At 62.7% G+C, this 20,385-nt stretch carries 13 protein-coding genes and 8 pseudogenes; 10 read left to right on the top strand and 11 right to left on the bottom strand.

The window, feature by feature from the left end; genetic code table 11:
- Positions 1-62: 62 nt before the first annotated feature.
- Both OMK73_RS03030 and OMK73_RS38730 read left to right on the top strand, forming a co-directional pair.
- A complete protein-coding gene (locus OMK73_RS03030; RefSeq protein ID WP_420715443.1) occupies positions 63-707 on the top strand; it encodes a Bug family tripartite tricarboxylate transporter substrate binding protein in 645 nt (214 codons plus the stop codon).
- Positions 708-739: 32 nt separating this feature from the next.
- Positions 740-1,042 (top strand): tripartite tricarboxylate transporter substrate-binding protein, encoded by a 303-nt coding sequence (locus OMK73_RS38730; protein ID WP_420715442.1) that lies wholly within the window; start codon positions 740-742, stop codon positions 1,040-1,042.
- Positions 1,043-1,091: 49 nt separating this feature from the next.
- On the opposite strand, the pseudogene OMK73_RS03025 reads toward OMK73_RS38730, so the two are convergent.
- A pseudogene (locus tag OMK73_RS03025) lies at positions 1,092-1,211 on the bottom strand (lecithin retinol acyltransferase family protein); the annotation flags it as partial.
- Between the two features lie 70 nt (positions 1,212-1,281).
- Between OMK73_RS03025 and OMK73_RS03020 the strand changes: the two are divergent.
- Together OMK73_RS03020 and OMK73_RS03015 are read left to right on the top strand one after the other, a co-directional pair.
- Positions 1,282-1,506: pseudogene (locus OMK73_RS03020) on the top strand (ABC transporter ATP-binding protein); the annotation flags it as partial.
- Between the two features lie 12 nt (positions 1,507-1,518).
- Positions 1,519-2,805: an amidase gene (locus OMK73_RS03015; RefSeq protein WP_267600618.1), complete on the top strand. Its 1,287-nt coding sequence runs from the start codon at positions 1,519-1,521 to the stop codon at positions 2,803-2,805.
- Between the two features lie 478 nt (positions 2,806-3,283).
- On the opposite strand, the pseudogene OMK73_RS03010 reads toward OMK73_RS03015, so the two are convergent.
- A pseudogene (locus OMK73_RS03010) lies at positions 3,284-4,481 on the bottom strand (fumarylacetoacetate hydrolase family protein).
- Positions 4,482-4,611: 130 nt separating this feature from the next.
- Here OMK73_RS03010 and OMK73_RS03005 point away from each other — a divergent pair.
- The 4 genes from OMK73_RS03005 (at position 4,612) to OMK73_RS02990 (ending at position 10,094) form a co-directional block, all read left to right on the top strand.
- Positions 4,612-5,586, top strand: a complete 975-nt coding sequence (locus OMK73_RS03005; protein ID WP_267600617.1) for a LysR family transcriptional regulator — start codon at positions 4,612-4,614, stop codon at positions 5,584-5,586.
- A 467-nt stretch (positions 5,587-6,053) separates the two neighbouring features.
- Positions 6,054-7,637 carry an aldehyde dehydrogenase (NADP(+)) gene (locus OMK73_RS03000; RefSeq protein ID WP_267600616.1) on the top strand — a complete coding sequence of 528 codons (1,584 nt, stop codon included), beginning with the start codon at positions 6,054-6,056 and terminating at the stop codon, positions 7,635-7,637.
- A gap of 61 nt (positions 7,638-7,698) precedes the next feature.
- Positions 7,699-8,778, top strand: coding sequence for an Ldh family oxidoreductase (locus tag OMK73_RS02995; protein ID WP_267600615.1), 1,080 nt, complete (start codon positions 7,699-7,701; stop codon positions 8,776-8,778).
- Between the two features lie 47 nt (positions 8,779-8,825).
- Positions 8,826-10,094, top strand: a complete 1,269-nt coding sequence (locus OMK73_RS02990; protein ID WP_267600614.1) for an MFS transporter — start codon at positions 8,826-8,828, stop codon at positions 10,092-10,094.
- 288 nt (positions 10,095-10,382) lie between these two features.
- On the opposite strand, the pseudogene OMK73_RS02985 reads toward OMK73_RS02990, so the two are convergent.
- Positions 10,383-11,386, bottom strand: a pseudogene (locus OMK73_RS02985) (aldo/keto reductase).
- Between the two features lie 15 nt (positions 11,387-11,401).
- Between OMK73_RS02985 and OMK73_RS02980 the strand changes: the two are divergent.
- Positions 11,402-11,713, top strand: a pseudogene (locus tag OMK73_RS02980) (DDE-type integrase/transposase/recombinase); the annotation flags it as partial.
- A gap of 122 nt (positions 11,714-11,835) precedes the next feature.
- Here OMK73_RS02980 and OMK73_RS02975 read toward each other — a convergent pair.
- The 8 genes and pseudogenes from OMK73_RS02975 to OMK73_RS02935 all read right to left on the bottom strand — a co-directional run bounded on the left by OMK73_RS02975 (position 11,836) and on the right by OMK73_RS02935 (position 18,726).
- Positions 11,836-12,333, bottom strand: a complete 498-nt coding sequence (locus OMK73_RS02975) for a YbhB/YbcL family Raf kinase inhibitor-like protein (protein WP_267600613.1) — start codon at positions 12,331-12,333, stop codon at positions 11,836-11,838.
- 276 nt (positions 12,334-12,609) lie between these two features.
- A pseudogene (locus tag OMK73_RS02970) lies at positions 12,610-13,614 on the bottom strand (2-hydroxyacid dehydrogenase).
- Positions 13,615-13,753: 139 nt separating this feature from the next.
- Positions 13,754-14,157, bottom strand: a pseudogene (locus OMK73_RS02965) (fumarylacetoacetate hydrolase family protein); the annotation flags it as partial.
- A 55-nt stretch (positions 14,158-14,212) separates the two neighbouring features.
- Positions 14,213-14,636: pseudogene (locus OMK73_RS02960) on the bottom strand (VOC family protein).
- A gap of 930 nt (positions 14,637-15,566) precedes the next feature.
- A complete protein-coding gene (locus OMK73_RS02950) occupies positions 15,567-15,809 on the bottom strand; it encodes a hypothetical protein (RefSeq protein WP_267600612.1) in 243 nt (80 codons plus the stop codon).
- Positions 15,810-16,179: 370 nt separating this feature from the next.
- Entirely contained in the window at positions 16,180-16,317 is a 138-nt protein-coding gene (locus OMK73_RS02945) for a hypothetical protein (RefSeq protein ID WP_267600611.1), read from the bottom strand.
- Between the two features lie 72 nt (positions 16,318-16,389).
- Positions 16,390-17,382, bottom strand: a complete 993-nt coding sequence (locus tag OMK73_RS02940; RefSeq protein ID WP_267600610.1) for a Bug family tripartite tricarboxylate transporter substrate binding protein — start codon at positions 17,380-17,382, stop codon at positions 16,390-16,392.
- Between the two features lie 207 nt (positions 17,383-17,589).
- Entirely contained in the window at positions 17,590-18,726 is a 1,137-nt protein-coding gene (locus OMK73_RS02935) for a DSD1 family PLP-dependent enzyme (RefSeq protein ID WP_267600733.1), read from the bottom strand.
- Between the two features lie 579 nt (positions 18,727-19,305).
- Here OMK73_RS02935 and OMK73_RS02930 point away from each other — a divergent pair.
- A complete protein-coding gene (locus OMK73_RS02930) occupies positions 19,306-20,058 on the top strand; it encodes an SDR family NAD(P)-dependent oxidoreductase (RefSeq protein ID WP_267600609.1) in 753 nt (250 codons plus the stop codon).
- Positions 20,059-20,385: the final 327 nt, after the last annotated feature.

Below are 20,385 nucleotides of genomic sequence, written 5' to 3'. Positions count from 1 at the left end.
GGTTATTTCGTCGTTTCAAATCGATTTCGGAGTGAAATTGAGTCAGGAAAAGGGGGATTTCAATGGGAAAAAAGATTGTTCGTCTGGTAACTCTAGTGCTATCCATGTTCGTATTAGCTACTAGCGGGAATGTTGTGATGGCGCAGCAATATCCGATCAAGCCGATCAAGTTGATTGTGCCGTTTCCACCCGCTGGTGCGACGGATGTGATGGGTCGTGCCATCGCCCAGAAGTTGTCGGAAGGTCTCGGCCAAACGGTATTGGTGGAGAACCACCATGGTGCAGGGAGCACCATCGGAACAGACTTGGTTGCCAAGGCTACTCCCGATGGCTACACATTGCTGTTGGCATCCGGCTCGCTTGCTATTGCGGTAAACCTTTACAGCAAGCTTGGCTTCGACATGATGAAAAGCTTCGCGCCTGTTTCGCTGGTTGGCCATGTGCCGCACATGCTGGTAGTGCACCCATCTGTCCCGGCAAATTCGGTCAAGGAACTTATCGCCCTGGCCAAAGCAAAACCTGGACAGTTAACGGCGGCTTCCCAAGGAAATGGCACCCTGTCTCATTTAGAGCTTGAATTGTTCATGACTGCTGCCGGAATAAATATGCTGCACGTCCCTTATAAGGGTAGCAATAATGTGATGCCGGACCTACTGGCGGGGAACGTTTCCGTTTTTTTGACAGCGTTCCTTCGTCCATGCCGTTAGTGAGAAATGGAAAACTGAAAGCGCTGGGGGTCGTGGGCGATAAACGCTTGCCTACGAGTCCAAATATCCCAACTCTTGCCGAAGCCGGTCTGCCCGGTTTCGACGCCAAAAACTGGTTCGCATTGCTTGCTCCCGCTGGCACGCCGAAAGAGATCGTCCAATTGCTGAACACACAGATGGCGAAGGTGGTTGCAGCGCCCGATTTAGTGGCGCGTCTGGGTAGTCAGGGCGCCATCTTGGAGGCTAGCACACCGGAGCAGCTCGCCGCGATGATGAAAACGGATGTGGCAAAGTGGGCGAGAGTGGTTAAAGACGCGAACGTGCGCGCTAATTGACTGGGGTGGCTTCGATGGTGCCGATATCCGCAGGGCGACACGCGAGTCGATGATGCATGCATGCATGCGCTTGTTCGCTACGGCTTGCACCATAGAGGCACCAAGCACAGAAATGCTCGCAACCATTTGTCATTAGCCTATAGGGATTCTTTCCAAATCGTAAGCGCGCGCACGCTGCGCGGCTTCGTTCACGTAAAGTTCGGACGAGGACCGCGCTCGATCCAGACTTCGCAGCCGGAGAGCCATCGCTGGGGTTGTCGCCGCTGTATTTGAAAGAGAATTTCAACGTTATCAAGCAGATCGATGCATTGGGCATTATTGTCGTGCCTGTCGAGCAGAACGCGCGGCAAACGTTCGCTATTTCGCACTACGGCTACGTGCTGTCGCAGGGACGCGCCGTGGTACAGGGTACGTCTGAGGTACTGGCAAGCAATGACGAAGTGCGCTTGGCATATTTCGGCTAATGGAGAACTTGCATGAACGATTTCCTGGCACTGTCCGCGCGGGAACTGGCGGCACGCATGGTGAGGCGCGAACTCAGCGCTGAGGCGGTGGTAAGCGCATATATCGAACAGATTGAGGCGACTGAGCCCGGCATACTTGCCCGGCAGTATTTCGATCCGGATCTGGCTTTGCAGCAAGCACGGCTACTCGATGCGGGTCCCGCTAAGGGTACGCTGCACGGACTGCCAATCGGGGTGAAGGACCTGATGGATACCTCCGATATGCCCACCACCTACGGCTCGCCCATCTACGCGGCGCATCGGCCAGCCATGGATGCCGCCTGCGTTGCTGCGGCGCGCGCAGCCGGCGCCGTGGTGATGGGCAAGACCGTCACCACCGAGTTCGCGACCTTCCAGCCCGGCGTCACACGCAATCCGCGCGCGCCTGCGGACGCACCGCGCACGCCAGGTGGTTCGTCCAGCGGCTCGGCGGCGGCAGTGGCGGCGGGCATGGTGCCGATCGCCTTCGGCACGCAGACCGCAGGATCGATCGTGCGTCCCGCCGCTTATTGCGGTGTGGTGGGCTACAAGCCGACTTACGGCACTCTGCCGTCGGCCGGCATCAAGTCGCTCGCGCCAAGCCTGGACACCGTGGGGGCGCTGGCACGCACGGTGGACGATGCCGCTTTCTTCATCGGGTCGCTCGCGCGCCTGCCGCTCGCGCCGCCAGCGGGGCAGGCTGTACGGTTGCGCGTCGGCATTTGCCGCACGCCACACTGGAGACGCGCAAGCGACGACAGCCGTCGCGCGCTCGACGACGCCGCGCGTTTCCTGGAGAGCCAGGGGGCCGTGTTGGGCGATCTCGTGCTGCCTGGGGTATTCGACGAACTGACGCAAGCCCAGATCGACATCATGGCTTACGAAGCGGCCGCCGCGTTCGCGCCGGAGATGCGCGTGCACCGCGAAGGTTTCAGCAGCGCATTTGCCGCGCTGCTGGCCGCGGGCAGCAGCATCGATGGCAGCGGTTACTTCACAGCCCAGGCCCTTGCGGCTGCCGCGCGCAGGACATTCGAGGCCGTGTTCGATACCGTCGATATCGTCCTCGCGCCGAGCGCCGAGGGCGAGGCGCCGGCAGGCTTGGCAGCTACCGGCGACCCGATCTTCAACCGCATGTGGACCCTGCTGGGCAATCCCTGCGTTCATGTGCCCATCGGCATGGGTGGGCACGGCATGCCGGTGGGTGTGACGCTGATCGGCCCGCTCCGCGACGACGCACGCGTACTGGCGGCCGCGCATGCGCTTGAGCGCAGCATGGCGTGACAAGGCGTGATGGAGCAGAATTGCAGGAAAGCGCTTCCTTAATGCCTTACCTCGCTTCAGCGGCTTGCTGCTGGAAACGCTACCTATACGCTCTGGCGGCAGTCCGGTCGGGTCCCAGGGCTTTCTCCTGGGAAAGAAGTTGAGCCAGTATCCCTTTGAGGGGTGAGGAAGCTCCCGAGCATCGCAAGCCCAACCAGCGCGAGAACCGCACCGAGTTCGAAGTCCGCTGGAATGCCAAGCCGGTCCACGACGCCGCCGCCGAGAGACGAACCAACCGCGATCGCGACGGCATCCGTCAACCGCGCCGATGTACCAGGAAACGCCGGCCTGACCGGGATACACTTGGTCAGGCTGTCTAAGAAGTCCGAGGCGGGCTCGGCACCATAGCATCGGTTCATGCTTTGCGCTGGCAGCGCTGCAAATATGGCGCTAAGCCCAGGTTGTCGACAGGGTCTACTCGCATTGGACCACGCGATGTCTAGGCAGACCCTTGCTTTCCAACCGGCAGGCCTCGCTTGACTAGGTTCGCCATTAGTGCGCCGATGCCGAATGTCCACGGTGTTGCTTGGCTGCTGTGAGTGACCACGTTGTGTAGCCCGCCAAGCTGTTCATTGCGGATGCTCACGCGGTCGCCCAGCTTGTGGGTGAAGCCGCCGCCGGGGTGGTCGCGGTCCTCTGTGGGCGCGAAGAGCGTGCCGAGGAACAGCAGGAAGCCGTCCGGATACTGGTGATTGGCGTTGAGCGTCTGGCCGACGATGTCGGCCGGGTCGCGGCTGATCTGGTTCATGGAGCTGGCGCCGCGCAGGGTGTAGCCGTCGTCGCCGGCCACTTCCAGGTTGACCACGCAGGCGCGGACGTCGTCCAGGGTGAAGTGTTCATCGAACAGGCGGATGAAAGGGCCGATGGCGCACGAGGCGTTGTTGTCCTTGGCCTTGCTGAGCAGCAGGGCGCTGCGGCCTTCGAAGTCGCGCAGGTTGACGTCGTTGCCGAGGGTGGCGCCATGGATGCGGCCGCGGCTGTCGACGGCCAGCACCACTTCGGGCTCGGGGTTGTTCCATTCGGACTTCGGGTGGATGCCGATGGCGGCGCCGGACCCGACGCTGGCCAGCACGGGCGCTTTGGTGAAGACTTCCGCGTCCGGCCCGATCCCGACTTCCAAGTATTGCGACCACATGCCTTGTTCGATCAGGAGCTGCTTCAGGCGCATAGCTTCGGGCGAGCCGGGGCGGATGGCGCGCAGGTTGTCGCCGATGGTGGCCTGGACGATCTGGCGCACGCTCTCGGCCTTGACGGGGTCGCCGGCGGCCTGCTCTTCGATCACGCGTTCGATCATGCTGGCGGCAAAGGTTACGCCGGCAGCCTTGATCACCTGCAAATCAGCAGGCGCCAGCAGGAAGGGCGTGCCGGTTCCGGCGCGCCGGTGCTGTTGTCGAGCAGGTCTTGGATGCTGCAGACTAGGCGCCCCTGCACGCTGCGCACGGCTTGCAGGGGGAATCGTTTTCCAGAAGCTGGCTAAGGGTGGCGAAGGAGCGGGACAGGTCGAACACGCCGTCGGCGCGCAACGCCACGGGCGAGGGGCCGGCGATCTCGCCGGGAATCCAGGCGCGGCCGATCAGGGTGGCGCGTTCCCAGTCTTCGGGCAGGGAGTTGGAAAGCGTGAGTTGCACGTGGGGCATGGGTCGTCTACCGGTCTTGCGGTCTGAGAGGGTACAGGCGCTCCACATTAAAGAGGGCTGCTGATAAACTCCAATGACAATTTTTCAACATTCGATAATGCTGGGTTATCAAATCCGGCATATTGCATCCATGGCCGACCTCGCTTTCTCCCATCTCTGCAATTGGCTCCGTTTCAAGCATCTGGTGCTGATCGACACGCTGGCACGTACCAGCAACATGCACGCCACGGCCGAGCAGATGAACATCAGCCAGCCAGCCGTCAGCAAGATGCTGCGCGAGACTGAGAACCTGCTTGGCTTCGCGCTGTTCCAGCGCCTGCCTCGCAGCATGCCGCCCACCGAGCTGGGGGCGCAGGTGGTGCGTTTCGCGGAGATGGCGCTGAACGACGCGCACCGCTTCCTCGACCAGATGAACCGGCTGCGCAGCGGCGGGCATGGCTTTCTGAAAGTGGGCACCATCTTTGCGGCCACCTCCCTGGTGCTGCCGGAGGCCATCGTGAAGATCAAGGAACGTTACCCGCTGCTGTCCATCGAGGTGGTGGAACACACCAGCGACCACCTGCTGGAGATGCTCGAACAGAAGGAGCTCGACCTGGTGGTGGCGCGTTTCACCGAGGAGCGCCAACGGCAATTGTTCGCCTTCCAGCCGCTGGAGCCAGAGCCGTTCTGCATGGTGGTCAACAGCCGGCATCCCCTGTGCGTCATCACGCCGACCCCGCTGGAGCAGCTCGGCGACTGGCCATGGATCCTTTACCCGCAAGGCACGCCGATCCGCGCGCGCATGGAGCGGGCGTTCGCCGATGCCGGGATCCCGTCGCCGGCCAACACCGTGGAGACCATCTCGATGCATACCTTCCTGCAGGTGCTGCAGTCCGGGCCGATGATCGCCATGCTGCCGGAGTCCATGGTCCAGATGCATATCCAGGGCGGCTTGCTAAAGCGGCTCGACACTTCCCTGGTGCTCACGCCGCAGGACTACGGCATCCTGACGCGCAAGGATGAGCCGCTCACCGGTTCGGCCCGGGAGTTCGCCTCGATCCTGCTGCAGGGGGCGACGGGTGGAATGGCTGGCGGCATGGCGGACGATGCGGCGGCGCCGGCCTGATTTCGATAGCGTGAGGTTATTGTTCAATCCAAATTTATCATTGGGAAGGTATCGGGCGTCTCTCTAGAATGGGGGCCGTGGAAGTGCCGCAACGCGCGCCTCCAGACAAAAACGATAGCCCCCCGGATGTGCCCCGGGCAGAACGTTGGGGGCGCCATCCGAGGAGCCCCCAATGCAATCCATGGCCCAGCCCATTGCCGCTTGGCCGGCAATCGACAGACTCTGCGCTTTCGCCCGCTTGAAGCCGTAGCCAGCCGCCGCCGGTCCGGCTGCGGCTGGAGCAAACCGCGTCGACTTTGGCTCCGCACGGGCCTCGCACCAGGCTGTGCGCCGGCGCCATTCGTCCGGCCGGCATTGACCTGAGCCGGCAACCCGCAACCCGCTTTCACGCTTCATGCCCGGGGCGCACGCTTGCGCGCCCGGTACATCCCGGTACATCCCGGTACATCATATCGAAGGAGATTAATATGTCGGACAACGCCGGCTACAACTACATCGGTGGCGGCCGCAGCGCGGCCGGATCCGTCATCTTGCGCAGCCTGGACGCCACCACCGGCGAGGTGCTGCCGCAGCGCTTCATCCAGGCTACGGTGGAGGAAGTGGATGCCGCCGCCAACGCCGCGGCCGCAGCATTCCCGGCCTATCGTCGCTTGCCTGCCGAGCGCCGCGCGCAGTTCCTGGATGCCATCGCCGATGAGCTGGATGCGCTGGACGAGGCGTTCATCGCCATCGTCTGCCGCGAGACCGCGTTGCCGCCCGCGCGCATCCAGGGTGAGCGCACCCGCACAAGCGGGCAGATGCGCTTGTTCGCGCGCGTTCTGCGGCGGGGCGATTTCCTCGGTGCCCGCATCGACCGTGCACAGCCGCAGCGCACGCCGCTGCCGCGCGTGGACCTGCGCCAGTGCCGCATCGGCGTTGGTCCGGTGGCAGTGTTCGGCGCGAGCAATTTCCCGCTGGCGTTTTCTACCGCCGGCGGCGATACGGCCGCCGCACTGGCGGCCGGCTGCCCCGTGGTGTTCAAAGCGCACAGCGGCCACATGGCCACGGCGGAACTGGTGGCGGATGCCATCCTCCGCGCCGCCGGGCGTACCGGCATGCCTGTTGGCGTGTTCAACATGATCTTCGGCTCGGGTGTCGGCGAGACGCTGGTGAAGCATCCGGCCATCCAGGCAGTGGGCTTCACCGGATCACTCAAGGGCGGCCGCGCCCTGTGTGACATGGCCGCAGCGCGTCAGCACCCGATCCCGGTGTTTGCCGAAATGAGCAGCATCAACCCGGTTGTGCTGTTGCCCGGCGCGCTGCAGGCGCGCGGCGACAAGGTCGCCGGCGAGTTGGCGGCCTCGGTGGTGCTGGGGGCAGGGCAGTTCTGCACCAATCCGGGCCTGGTGATCGGCATCCGCTCCGCCGAGCTCAGCGCCTTTCTCGAGCGCTTCTGCGGGCTGCTGCGGGACGTGGCCCCGCAGACCATGCTCAACACCGGCGCGCTGGCCGGCTACAGCCATGGCCTGGAGGCATTGCTGGCGCACCCGGGCGTGACGCGCCTGGCGGGCAGCGAGCAAGAAGGCCACCAAGCGCATGCGCAGGTCTTCAAAGCCGATGTCAGCCTCCTGCTGGAGGGCGACGCGCTGCTGCAGGAGGAAGTCTTCGGCCCGGCGACGGTGGTGGTGGAGGTGGCTGACCGGGAAGAACTGATGCGCGCCTTGCACGGCCTGCGCGGCCAGTTGACTGCCACGCTGATCGGCGAGCCGGCGGACCTGCTGGCGTCCACCGACATCCTCGCGCTACTGGAAGAGAAGGTTGGCCGCCTGCTGATCAACGGCTACCCGACGGGCGTGGAAGTGTGCGACGCCATGGTCCACGGCGGCCCCTATCCGGCCACCTCCGACGCGCGCGGCACCTCGGTGGGCACGCTGGCCATCGATCGTTTCCTGCGGCCGGTCTGTTTCCAGAACTTCCCCGACGCCTTGCTCCCCGACGCACTCAGGAACGCCAACCCGCTAGGGATCGAGCGCTTGGTGGACGGCGTGGAGACGCGCGAGGCCCTGGCTTGAGCGCTTGGGCTATCACACCACCACCACGAGAGCGGACAAAGCAAAGGCAGGAGGAGATTCGATGCAAACTGAACTGAACACCGGCCGCTACGGCCACGACGCGCTGCTGGCGTTCGTCGAGGGGCTGTTCGACAAGGCCGGTGCGCAAGCCGAACTGGCCTCGGTGGTCGCCCGCACGCTGGTCGAGGGCGATCTGCTGGGCCATTCCACCCACGGCACCAACCTGGTCAACGGCTACCTCGGCAGTATTCTGGACGGTCACGCCATTGTCGACACCATGCGGTTTCGCACGCTGTCGCAAAGCGCATCGTCTGCCCTGTTCGACGGCAACTACGTGCTCGGCCCGTATTGCGTGAGCCGGGCGCTGGACTTTGCCTGCGAGGCGGCGGCCAGCCATGGCATCGGCATCGCGGTGGTCCGGCGCGCGCACCATATCGGCTGCCTTGCCGCCTACCTCCAGCGCGTGACGGATCGAGGGCTGGTCCCGCTGATCTATTCGTCAGATCCGTCGGTGGCCTCGGTCTCGGCCCACGGCGGCATCGAGCCGCTGTTCACGCCGAACCCGATCGCGGTCGGCATTCCCACCCGGCAGGTGCCGGTGCTGATCGACGTGAGCATGTCCACCATCACCAACGGCTTCGTCAACAAGACGCGCAACGCCGGCGAGAAGCTGCCGCAGCCGGTGCTGATGTCAAACCAGGGCGTGCTCACCGATGACCCGGAAGCCTTCTTCTCCACACCGCCCGGCAGCATCCTGCCGCTGGGCGGGCGCGCGTTCGGCCACAAGGGCTTTGCCCTGGGCCTGATGGTGGAGGCGCTGACCTCGGGCCTCGCCGGCCACGGCCGCAAGGACAAGCCCGACGCATGGGGCGCATCCGTGTGCACGATGGCCATCGACCCGGCCTTCTTCGGTGGGCTCGAGAGCTTTACCGAGGAGTCGTCTCACCTCGCGGATCAGGTTTGCGCCAGCACGCCGGTGGATGCCGGGCGGCCGGTGCGGCTACCCGGGGCCGCGGGCCTGGCGCTGCGCGAGGCGCAGTTGCGCGATGGCGTGAACCTGCCCGGTTTCGTGGTGGCCAGCCTGCAGGCCGCCGCGCAGAGGATGGGGGTCAAGGAGTTCCCCGCAACGCTCAGTCGATAAAGGCCCGCACGGGCCAGACCCATACTCCATATCAAGGAGACACATTAATGAGAAAAATTAAAAGCTATCAGACTGTCGCGGTCGTGTTCCTGTTCTTCATCGGCGTGGTGAACTACCTGGACCGCAGCGCGCTGTCCATCGCCAACACCTCGATTCAGAAAGACCTGTCAATCAGCCCGTCGGAGATGGGCATCCTGCTGTCGGCGTTCTCGATCGCCTACGCCTTCTCGCAACTGCCCATGGGCATCATCATCGACCGCCTGGGCAGCAAGATCGCCCTGGGTGCGTCGCTGATCTTCTGGTCCGTCGCCCAGACCGTGTTCGGCTTCGCCAGCGGCTTCGGCAACTTCATCGGCCTGCGCGTGCTGCTGGGCATCGGGGAGGCGCCGGTGTTCCCATCGGCGGCCAAGGCGCTGGCCGAATGGTTCGACGCGGAGGAACGGGGCACGCCCACGGGCCTGGTGTGGTCGTCCACCTGCATCGGCCCCTGCGTGGCGCCGCCGCTGCTGACGCTGTTCATGGTGCACTTCGGCTGGCGCGGCATGTTTGTCATCAGCGGTGTCCTAGGGCTGGTGCTCGCCAGCTGCTGGTTCGTGTTCTACAAGAGCAAGGCCGAATACATGGCCAGTAGCGGCCGCGCCGAGCCGGTGAGCGCGCGGGCCGCGCCGCCGAGCATGTCCGAGCAGCTGGCCGACTGGGCAATGCTGTTTCGCCGCGGCACCACTTGGGGTGCATTCCTCGGCTTCATGGGCGTGATCTACATGCTCTGGCTGCACCTCACCTGGCTGCCCGGGTATTTCGAGAAGCAGCACGGCATGGACCTGTACAAGACCGCATGGGTGGTCTCGCTGGCCTACCTGTTCGGCGCCATCGGTACGGTGGTCGCCGGACGCGCATGCGACCTGCTGGTGCGGCGTGGCATGAGCATCCTGGGCAGCCGCAAGTTCACCATCATCGCCGGCTTGCTGACGGCGGCGGGCTTTACCCTGATGGTGGCCTTCGTGACCAATGTGGTGGGCTGCGTCGTGCTGCTATGCCTGGCGCTGTTCTCCATCAACATGGCCAGCGCTACGGCCTGGATGATCGTCAACACCGTCATATCGTCCAGGCGCGTGGCTTCGTTCGGCTCGATCCAGAACTTCGGCGGCTACCTGGCCGGCTCGGTCGCGCCCATCGTCACCGGCTTCAGCGTGCAGTACAGCGGCTCGTTTTCTTTGGCGTTCGTCATCAGCGCGGCGGTTGCCGTGGCGGCGGCGCTGGCTTACTTCGTGCTGCTGCGCGAACCGATCCAGGAGGCAGTGCCGGCGCTAGCCTGAATCGTGGAGGGCCCTGGTGGCCGCGACGTGCCGCGCGGTCGCCGTGCCGGCCGGCTTGCGAGGTCTGCATGAGCGCTGGCCCCGGGCCGGATCATTCGTTTTTGGTGGTCGTCCTACCGCCATCGTGCGGGCCGAACTCGAGGCAGCGCAGCGAGCGTGGTGCTACAAGAGAAGCTGGACGCCACGCGCCTGGCCCACGCTGCTACGCAGACCAGTACCGCCTGTTGCTTCGTGTCGAACGTCCGGTGAACGCACGCAGTCACACAAATGCGGACACCCCGTCTCAGGTCAGAAACTCTCTGTATCCACCTCGCTGTTGCCCTGCGGATTGTAGCGGCTGCCCACCACGGTCCGCTGGTTGATCAGTGACTCCAACCGGGCCATGGCATCTGCGCTGAGCTTCACATCGATCGCCCCGAGATCATCCAATAAGTGCGCCACGCTGGTGGTGCCAGGGATCGGAATGATGTCATTGCCACGGTGCAACAGCCAAGCCAGCGAGAGCTGTGCCAGTGAGCAACCGACGTCGCGGGCGATGGCCTTGTAGCCGTCCAGCAGCGACAAGTTTGCGGCGTAAGCCTCGGGCGCAAAGCGCGGCATGGAGCGGCGGATGTCCTTGGCGTCGAGCAAGGCTATGTCGGTCAGTTCACCGCACAAAAAGCCGCGCGCCAGAGGGCTGAAGGCGACGAGGGCCACGCCAAGCTCGCGGCAGGCCTCTAGTACGGCGATTTCCGGGTTGCGCGTCAACAACGAATATTCGGTCTGCAGCGCGGTGATGGGATGTACGTTGTGGGCTTTGCGCAGCGTTGTTGCCGACACTTCCGAGAGACCGATGGAGCGGACATAACCCTTGCGCACCAGATCGCTTAGGGCGCCCACGCTTTCCTCGATGGGTACCTTTTTGTCCCAGCGGTGCAGGTAGTACAGGTCGATCACGTCGGTACGCAGGCGCTTGAGCGCGGCTTCGCAGGTGGCCCGGATGGTCTGTGGGCGGCCGTCGATGACTCGCACGGGCTTGCCATCGCCACTGATGTCTACGCCGGTCATGCCGCACTTGCTGGCCAGGGTGAACTGGTTGCGGTGCTTGGACAGGACGTTGCCGACCAGCGTCTCATTTGCTCCAAAGCCGTACAGGGCGGCCGTGTCAAAAAATTGACGCCAGCATCCAGAGCGGTCAGCAGTACCTTTGCGGCTTGCTCGGGCGATGGTGGCACGCCGTAGGCGTGGCTCAGGTTCATGCAGCCCAGACCGATGGAGCTTACGTTGAAGGTGCCGAGTTTGCGTTGTTGCATTGGATGATCTTCCTAAAAAGGGGTGCCCCCGATACGGTGACCATTGACAGGAGCACCGCCAACCTGGCCGCACTGCGTGACATCAACTCCGAACGGGAGGCACCCATCGTCATTCGGCAGTTCAAATACCCGAGCAACATCGTCGAGCAGGATCATCGGGCCATCAAGCGCGTGATTCGGCCGATGCTGGGATTCAAGGATTTCAGCTGCGCCAGCATCCTTCTGGGCGGCATCGAACTGATGCACATGATCGCCGAGGGTCAGATGCGGCGCTCCGAGAGGAGCACTGCGTCCGCTGCTCAGCAATTCTACGCGCTGGCAGCATAAGCAAAACCACTCCCGCGGAGTTCGTCCGACTACGCACCCCTATCGCGACAAAACCCTCCAATGTCCATCGCTTCCCGTTCGGTAGCAACGCTAATTTTGGCGATGGGCATCGTCACGACAGCTCAGCGACTGTATTTGCCGATGACGCTCTGGCCACCAAGCGCGTGCCCCTTGAGCGCCGACATGAGTTCGTCCCTGGTCAATCCAGGCGGCAGTGCGGACGGCGCGAGATCCGTCGCGACCACGGTCAAAGTGTAATGGTGTGGTGCGTCACCCGCCGGCGGGCAGGGCCCGCGATATACGACCTCGCCACTGACGTTCTTGCCGATGGTGGCGCCATGGCCGTCGGTCTGGCCTTCGCCCTCCTTGAGCTGCCCACGATCTGCGGCGATGTTGTACGCAACCCAATGTGAAACGCCAAGCCCCAGCGCGCCGTCGGGATCGGAAAGCAGCACGGCAACCGACTTGGCACCGGCAGGCAGGTTCGACCAGGACACCTGCGGAGAAACGCCCTTGCCGCCGCAATCGGACGTATTGTTGCCGTGGAACACAGGAATCGTCGCGCCATCCGCGAACGACGCGGAAGACACGTGCATGCCTGCCGCTTGCGCGATGCCCATACCGAAAAAGCAATGCGCCTGCTAGCGGCGCGAAGCCCCTTTAACCAGTTTCATTCGTACATCCTCCTATGAAATGAGTGGAATGTATGCCGAGCGCGCCAGGCAAGGTGCGGCTATACCCTCTGGTATCCGCGACTGCCAGCACAGCGATTCCGGGTTTACCTTGGACCAAATCGTGCGCAATGCACTTAACGTGTACGGAAGATGTCGGACGATGTTATTAGATATAACGTTAAAATATAACGACTGGGGATCTGGGATATCGGGCGCGGGGCTTCATCCCGCGTGGCGTCGGGAGACCTCAAGGACAACTTGCACTTCTGGATTCACGCAGGTCGAGGTGATACGGCCGTCGAGTGCGTCGAGCAGGTTGCGGGCCGCACGTAACGCCATCGCGTCGCGTGTCTGTTGCGTCGCCGAGCCGATATGCGGCAGGGCGACGACGTTCGGCATTGTCAACAGTGGCGAGTCCGGTGGCAGCGGTTCGCGCTCGAACACGTCGAGTCCGGCGCCGAGGATGCGATGTTCCCGCAGCGCCTCGATGAGCGCGGCTTCGTCGACCACCTGGCCGCGCGCGCAGTTGACGAGGATCGCCGTTCGCTTCATCTGGCGGAGTTCTGCCGCGCCGATCAGGCGCTCGGTCGCGGCGGACAATGGCACCAGCAGGCACACGAAATCGGCCTGCGCCAGCAGTTCCGGCAACGTGCGCCATTGCGCACCGTAGGCTTCTTCCGCTTCGTGATTGCGTGTGCGATTGCAATACAGCACGTCCATTCCGAAACCCAGCGCCGCGCGTCGCGCGAGGGCGCTGCCGATGCGTCAGAGCCCGACGATGCCGAGCGCCTTGTGATGAACGTCGACGCCGAACTGAGCCGCTCCGACCGACGCACGCCATTCGCCGCGCCGCGTCCATTCGGCGAGTTCGACGACACGCCGCGCGCTCGCGAGCAGCAGGGTGAACGCGAGATCCGCGGTGGTTTCAGTCAATTCGTCGGGCGTGTTGTTGAGGACGATGCCGCGCCGCGTCAGGTCCTCGACATCGAATGCATCGAATCCGGCGGAAATGGTCGATGCTGCTTCCAAAAATGGTGCGGCGTCAAGTAGCTCCGACGTGATCTTCATGTGGTTGCCGAGGATGCCATGTGCCCGCGCGAGCGCTTCGATCAACGGCGCGCGGCTTGCGGCAGCAACCTGTTCGACCTCGATCACGTCATGCTGTTCGCGCAACAGCGCGAGCACGCTCTGCGGCACCTTCCGGTACACGACGATTCGTTTTCTCATCGGGGGCTCCTCTGAGCGCCGGTGATATTCAAGCAGCGGCACATAGATTTATAGGGAAGCGGAATATGAAATTCCGGGAAGCAACCGCCAGAAGTTGCACGAGAAGTACGCATCCCACCAGAAGCGATTCAGGTCGGCCATCGAAACCCTTTGACCAGTCCCAGGGCCGGCGCATCTTCTTGGCGGTGTCCTGCAGGTCGCGGCGGGTCAGGTCGACACCCACGCCGTAGCCCCAGACCAGATCCTGCGCTTGCTCCGGCTTGAGGTTGGCGCCACCCTTGCCGATCGCCACCACCAATTCGATCTCGTGGTGGAGGTTGTCCGTCAGCGACGGATAGGGCACCGTCCCTTCGGCGGCCACGACGGCGTCCGCGGGTTTGGTGAAGAAGAACGGCGGCTCGCGGTCCGGGTCATTGCCCATCTCGCGGGCGTGCGCGGCGTAGTTGCGGCCGACGCAGAACACGCGGCGGATGGGAAGCGGGCGCTGCTGCCGGCCACGGCGACGCTCGCCTGCTCGGCGGGCTGGATAACAAATTCTGTCATTTCGGTGTCTGTTTCCGTGCGGGCCAACGTGGGCCCGTGCACGAGGAGGAATTAATTACTTGGCGAAAACCTGGCTGAGGTCGCCGAACGCCTTGAACTCCAGCGCGTTGCCCGACGGGTCGAGGAAGAACATGGTCGCCTGCTCGCCAACCTGTCCTTTAAAGTGCACATGCGGCTCGATCACGAACTTCGTATTAGCGGCGCGCAGCTTGTCCGCCAGCGCTTCCCATTCTTCCATCGGCAGGATCGCGCCGAAATGCCGCACCGGCACCTCGTCGCCATCGACCGCGCTGGTCGCGCGATGGCCGCATTCTTCCGGCGCCAGGTGGGCGACCACCTGGTGGCCGTAGAAATTGAAATCTATCCAGGCATCGGATCTGCGGCCCTCGGGGCAACTCCAGCAGTTCGCCATAGAAGTGGCGGGCTTCGCTCAGGTCGTGAACGGGAAATGCCAGGTGAAACAGCGGAGTTGCGTTCATGAGAAGGGTCTTTTTTCGCGCGGGATGGAGAAGTGTTGCGGTGTTCCGGTTGCACAGATTGTAGTCAGCAGAACTCGTAATATGAAACGAATTATTTCTGTTCTAAGAATCAAAAGTTTCGATAGAAGATCAGCTACTTCTGCACCTTCCTTGTCGTCGCGGAAGCCGCCTCTTTCTCCGCCGCCGGCGCGCGGCTTGCCGCCGTGAGCACTTAGGCACGCCGGCTGGAGGAGGACCTGGGATACAGTTTGTTCGATCGCGCTGGCAAGTCGATCGCGCTGAGCGAGGAGAGCCGCAGGCTGCTGCCAGAAGCCTCCGCTTCGTCGAGCTCTATGAAGCGCCTTCTTCGTGAACGCGGAACTTCTTTTCTGCCGCTGCGATCATCTCAACCACCCGAATCGAAGGTATCACGCTTCATGGCCATGCGCATCAGCGTCAACACAATCAACACAATCAAAACGATGACAAGGAAGCCGAGCATGCCGGCAAGCAGGATGGTCGTCATAGTCTCCTCCAGATATTCAGTAGCCTCGACGATGTTTCGCGTCGTATTGACCTGGCACGTCTGTGCCCGGCCAACGCAGACGAGATATCGCGCTCATCGAGCCGACTGGTCGCTTGTGCTTGATGGCTCCGGATAAGCCGCACCTCGACGCCTCGTCTCCAATTGGAGGTAAATCCGGCACGAACAACGACACTCAGTGAATAGGCCGTCCCGATGCCGTGGCCCGTGTACCCGCCCCTCCTTTCGCCAAGGCCGACTCTAACGCATGTGCAAGACGCGGAAAGGCGTCGAGTGTTCTATGGACGCTTCGATATTCAGTACCCCGATCCTGCCGTCAAGGTCGACCAGCATCCCGACATCCTGTGCCAATTCGAGGATGTTCATCTGGAGCCTATAAACCATAGATCTCTCGCCTGGCCTGTCGCTCATGCGGCGAGCTGGCAAGCACGCATCCCCAGCATGTCCGTCTTTGGTGGAAAGACGTTCCACGACCCGTCATCGTGCCGGAAGAAAACGATCGTCACCCATCCTTCTGGCCGCAACGTGCCAATGCGCACGTAGCGCCTTCGATCCGAAGGCGCCCGACTGAACTCGATCACACGCAACGCCGCACCAGGCCCGAACCACTTGCCGGCCTGCACGCGCACGGACTTCTTGCCGGTATGCATATCCTTCTCCTTCAACCACATTCGCCTTTGTTGGCACAGCTCCGTTTTGCGCGCCGTCAGGCGGCTATATCCTCAAGGCGTTCGCTGCGCGGTGCGGCGACTGGGCACGATAGGATTCGAGGAAACGGCAGCGAAACACCCGCTGTCAGGCACTCGATTGCACGGAGTGGTAGTCCCCGTCACCTTGGACAAGGACCGGCCTGTTACCTTATTTCGGCCCGTGCACGCGTTGCAGCCCTTTCGCGATCTGGCCCGGTAGCTGCGCCTCATCGAACCAGCACGCGAATCGTCCGGGCTTCCGGATCGATCCAGATTATGGCGCCATGCGGAACTTGCGCCGTGATGTCTGTATCGAAACCTGCCAGCATCGTCACGTCCCCCAGCGCCGCTCCCTATGCGAGGACTGTGTTGACAGTATGAACACGATCGCCAGCGGCGCCATATCGCGCGACTGCATCTCGTGCAGCCTCCACAAGGTTGCGACACCACCCTTCGCCGTATCGAGCACGAGAATCTTGTCGAACGACTGGCCAGCGACCTTTTGCGCGGGGCGAGAGAAACGCCACGCAGACGATTCAGCTCAGTTCATTTTTGGGATATGCGCGGATTCGATGACGCCGGTCCATTTCTTCTGCTCGCTGGCGACGAATCGCGCGAAATCTTCGCGGGTGCCGGTGCCTGCCGATGCGTTGGCGTCGGTCAACTCCTTGCGCAAGGCGTCGGACTTCAGGACTTTCTCCAGCGCGGCGCTAACCCGGTCGACGATCGGCTGTGGCGTGCCCTTGGGAAATACCAGACCGCCCCACGAGACGTTCTCGTAGCCTTTCAGTCCGGACTCGTCCAGGGTCGGCAGATTGGGATAGAGTGGAATACGCTCGCGGCTGGTGATCGCCAGCGCGCGCAGCTTGCCGCTTTTGACGAGCGGCCATGCGACCGAGGCATTGGTAAACGTGTAGTCAAGCCGGCCGCCGGCGAGGTCGGTGAGGGACGGCGGGTCGCCGTTGTACGGGATGAACAACACGTCGATGCCGGCCATCTTCTTGAATAGCTCGCCGCCCATGTGGCCACTGCTGCCGGTACCCGCCGCGGCGTATGACAGCTTGCCGGGCTCCTTCTTGGCCAGCGCAATCAGTTCGGCGACGTTCTTGATCGGGGAGTCGCCACGAACCACCAGCAGGTTGTAGATCGAGAACATGCGGCCCACGGGCACAAAGTCCCGTTGCACATCATAGGGAAGCTTTCTGAACAGGCCGGGGTTGACGGCCAGGGTGTTGATGTTGCCATAGCCAATCGTGTACCCGTCCGGCGCGGCGCGCTTGACCATCGCCATGCCGATGTTGCCTGCGGCGCCCGGGCGATTGTCGACAACGAAGTTGGCGTTGGTCGCTCTCGCGAGGTGACTCAGCACAATGCGGCTTAGTACGTCGCCCGATCCACCGGCAGCAGAGGGAACGATCACGGTGACCGGCTTATGGGGCCACGGGTCCTCCGCCGCCTGGACGGACGAGGTGAGACTGCATGCCGCACCGAAGGCGAAAGCAGCGAAAGCAGCGAAGGCGGTCGTGAATCGCATGATGCGATTTCCGGGGGAAGTGAGTGTGGCGTTCGAATTTCATGGTTTCTCCTAAAGTCTTTCCCTGCCATTGCTCATGGCAAGCAGGCGGTCTGGGCAATGATTTACTCGTTTGCGTGTCAGGATTGGCCCCCTCTGCGGGTGCTACAACGGCTGGCCGCGCTGGCCAAGCCTGCCGGAGTGACGACTCGTCCGTCGCCGCGCAATTCACCAGCCATGGAAACGCTCCCAGGTCGTGAGCGTTCCGCCCTCAGCGAGCGCTCGGTACTCGGGGAACTGCGCGCCTGTTGCGCAGGCGTGGTTCGGAAGAATGCGCAGGCGCGTACCTACCGGAAAGCGATGGGAGATGTCCGCGTCGGGCCCACCTTCGCGCGACACGATGCCGTGCTCCTGGTTAGCGCCGCTCAGCAGGTAGCCTGGCAACACCGTGCCGTCTATCGTGCAGACCTGCCCATATCCATAGTCCTGCTTCTGCTTCTGGGTTCCGCGATCGCGGCTCATGGCCATCCACCCTGCGTCCACGATGATCCAACCCTTGTCACTCTGATGGCCTATCACCGTCGTCAGTACACTAAGCGCTATCTCATCCGTAGTGCAGACACCGATGTTGTTCATCACCAGGTCAAAGAGAACATAGACGCCGGCCCGCACCTCGGTTACCCCCTGGAGTTGCGCGGCGGCAAATGCCGTGGGGGTCGAGCCGACACTAACCCCCGGGCATGGAAGGCCCGCCGCGCGCAGACGCTCCGCCGCGCGCACGCAGCCGACGCGTTCGCGCTCGGCCAAGGCCGTCAACGCCTCAGGCGTATCGAGTTCGTAGCTCGAGCCAGCGTGGGTCAACACGCCACCGAGGCGCATGCCCCCGTTCTGCAATGCGTGGCCGACCTCCATTAGCACGGGGTCTTCAGGCTGGATACCCGAGCGGTGGCCGTCGGTGTCGATCTCGATCCACACATCGAAGGCCTCACCGTTTGCTTTGCCGAACTCAGCAATCGCCTGAGCCGATACCAGGCCGTCGGTAAGTATCTTCAGATTGCAGCCGCGCCGGCGCAATGCCAGTGCCTGCGGAAGCCGGTGCGGTGCCATGCCAACCGCGTAGAAAATGTCCGTGACACCCGCGGCAAGGAAGTGCTCGGCTTCCTTGAGCGTGGAGACAGTGATTCCATGCGCGCCGGCCGCGAGCTGGGCGCACACGACAGGCGTGCATTTGCTGGTTTTTACATGCGGCCGAAACCGCACGCCCAGCATATCCATGCGCTGCTGCATCCGATCGATGTTGTGCTGCATGCGCTCCAAGTCAATAATCGCTGCAGGCGTGTCAACGGTGTGGAGGGAAAAGTACATGTCGAACGGAAAGGAAAATCGGTTGCAGGCTGGTGGGTCACGGAAATGCACGCCTGTAAAGAGCGAGCCCAAGTCCTCCGTCGCGGCGTCGGCGCGCGATGAAGGTGAGACCGGTGAATAGTAGCCACTGTAGTCAGCCAAGTCCTCTCCGTGGTTAAATGCCTGGAAATCAATTGTTAAGCTGAATTGAATGATCCGCGTCGAGGGCTCCAGTGCATGTATGGACCCGACGCCTTTTGCAAGCTTCTTTCGATGATGAGAAGTGGTCTGCACGCATGCACCCAGCTTGCCTGGTGGGCGAGTACCGAGGCACGCCCGCAGCCTCGATGAGATCCTCGCACCCTGTCCTGAGCAAATTGCCGGTCTGGAATAATCCAGCCGGCACCACAGTGCAGGTTCTGAGGGTGCTGGTTTAACTGATTTCGTCACCATGTTGGCGAAGATTCGCAAACCTGCTTTGGGTATGGTTCTGAACTCCCTATGGGCGGTGTTCGACGCAGCCGATGCGGAACTCGTGGTTGTGCGGCTTCTAAAAATTTCGGCCATACTGCCCCCACGTCACTGCCCGGAGGCAAATAAATGGGGTTCGAATTCAACGGTAAGCGCGTCGTCGTCGCTGGTGGATCGCGTGGCATCGGCCGCAGTATTGCGCTCGGGTTCGCGCAGGCTGGCGCTGCAGTGTCTGTCTGCGCGCGCAATCTGGAAGGATTGAAAGCCATCGAGGCCGAGCTGGACGTTTACGGCCATCTGGCCCATACCGCACCTTGCGATCTCGCTGACGGCGAGGCGATCAGCGCTTACATTGCAGCAGCCGGCGAGGCGCTTGGTGGCATCGACATTTTGATCAACAACGCGTCCGGTTTCGGAGGCGGGGATACCGAAGCCGGCTGGGAGGCCGGCATCCAGGTCGACCTGTTGGCAACGGTGCGCGCAGGGCATGCTGCACTGCCATTCTTGCGACTGTCGGCCAACGCCGCGATCGTCAATGTGACGTCCATCTCAGCGCTTCGACCGTCGTCACGTACCCAGTCTTACGCGGCGATCAAGGCGGCGGTCATGCACTATACGGCTTCCCATGCGTTGACACTCGCGCCGGATCGGATCCGTGTCAACGCGGTTGCGCCAGGCTCGATCGAATTTCCCGGCGGATCGTGGGAACAGCGCAAGACTTCCGAACCCATGCTGTATGAGCGGATACTGCGTTCGGTACCGTTCGGCAGGCTCGGGACGCCAGGCGAGGTCGCCAGCGCGGTGCTATTTCTCGCCAGCTCGCACGCAGGCTGGATCACCGGCCAGACCTTGGTGGTCGATGGCGGCCAGGTGTTGACGTAAGTGCAAATACGCACACGGGGGCGGGAAAGGGTTCGCCGCGGAATGTAGCACTCCTGCGGCGAGCAGCACAAGCAGTCACCGTCGGGATCTCGGAATCAGATTCCGCGATTTCCGGATTCATGGCGGATTCATGGCGGTCTCATGGCTCTGAATGCAACATCGTCACATACTGCTGAATGCCAACTGCGACGGATCCCTCTGGCTTCGTTCGCTCCCGCCAGCCTCCCCGGGTTGGTGGAGCGCTATCGCAGATCGTCGGCTAGTCGAGATAGAGACGCCTCTCCTTCGGCAATTGCCGAGTTGTCTGTAACCCTGCCGCACCCGCAC

The sequence above is a fragment of the Cupriavidus sp. D39 genome (assembly GCF_026627925.1).
Lineage (GTDB): Bacteria > Pseudomonadota > Gammaproteobacteria > Burkholderiales > Burkholderiaceae > Cupriavidus > Cupriavidus ulmosensis.
This window is presented reverse-complemented; position numbering and strand designations above follow the sequence as displayed.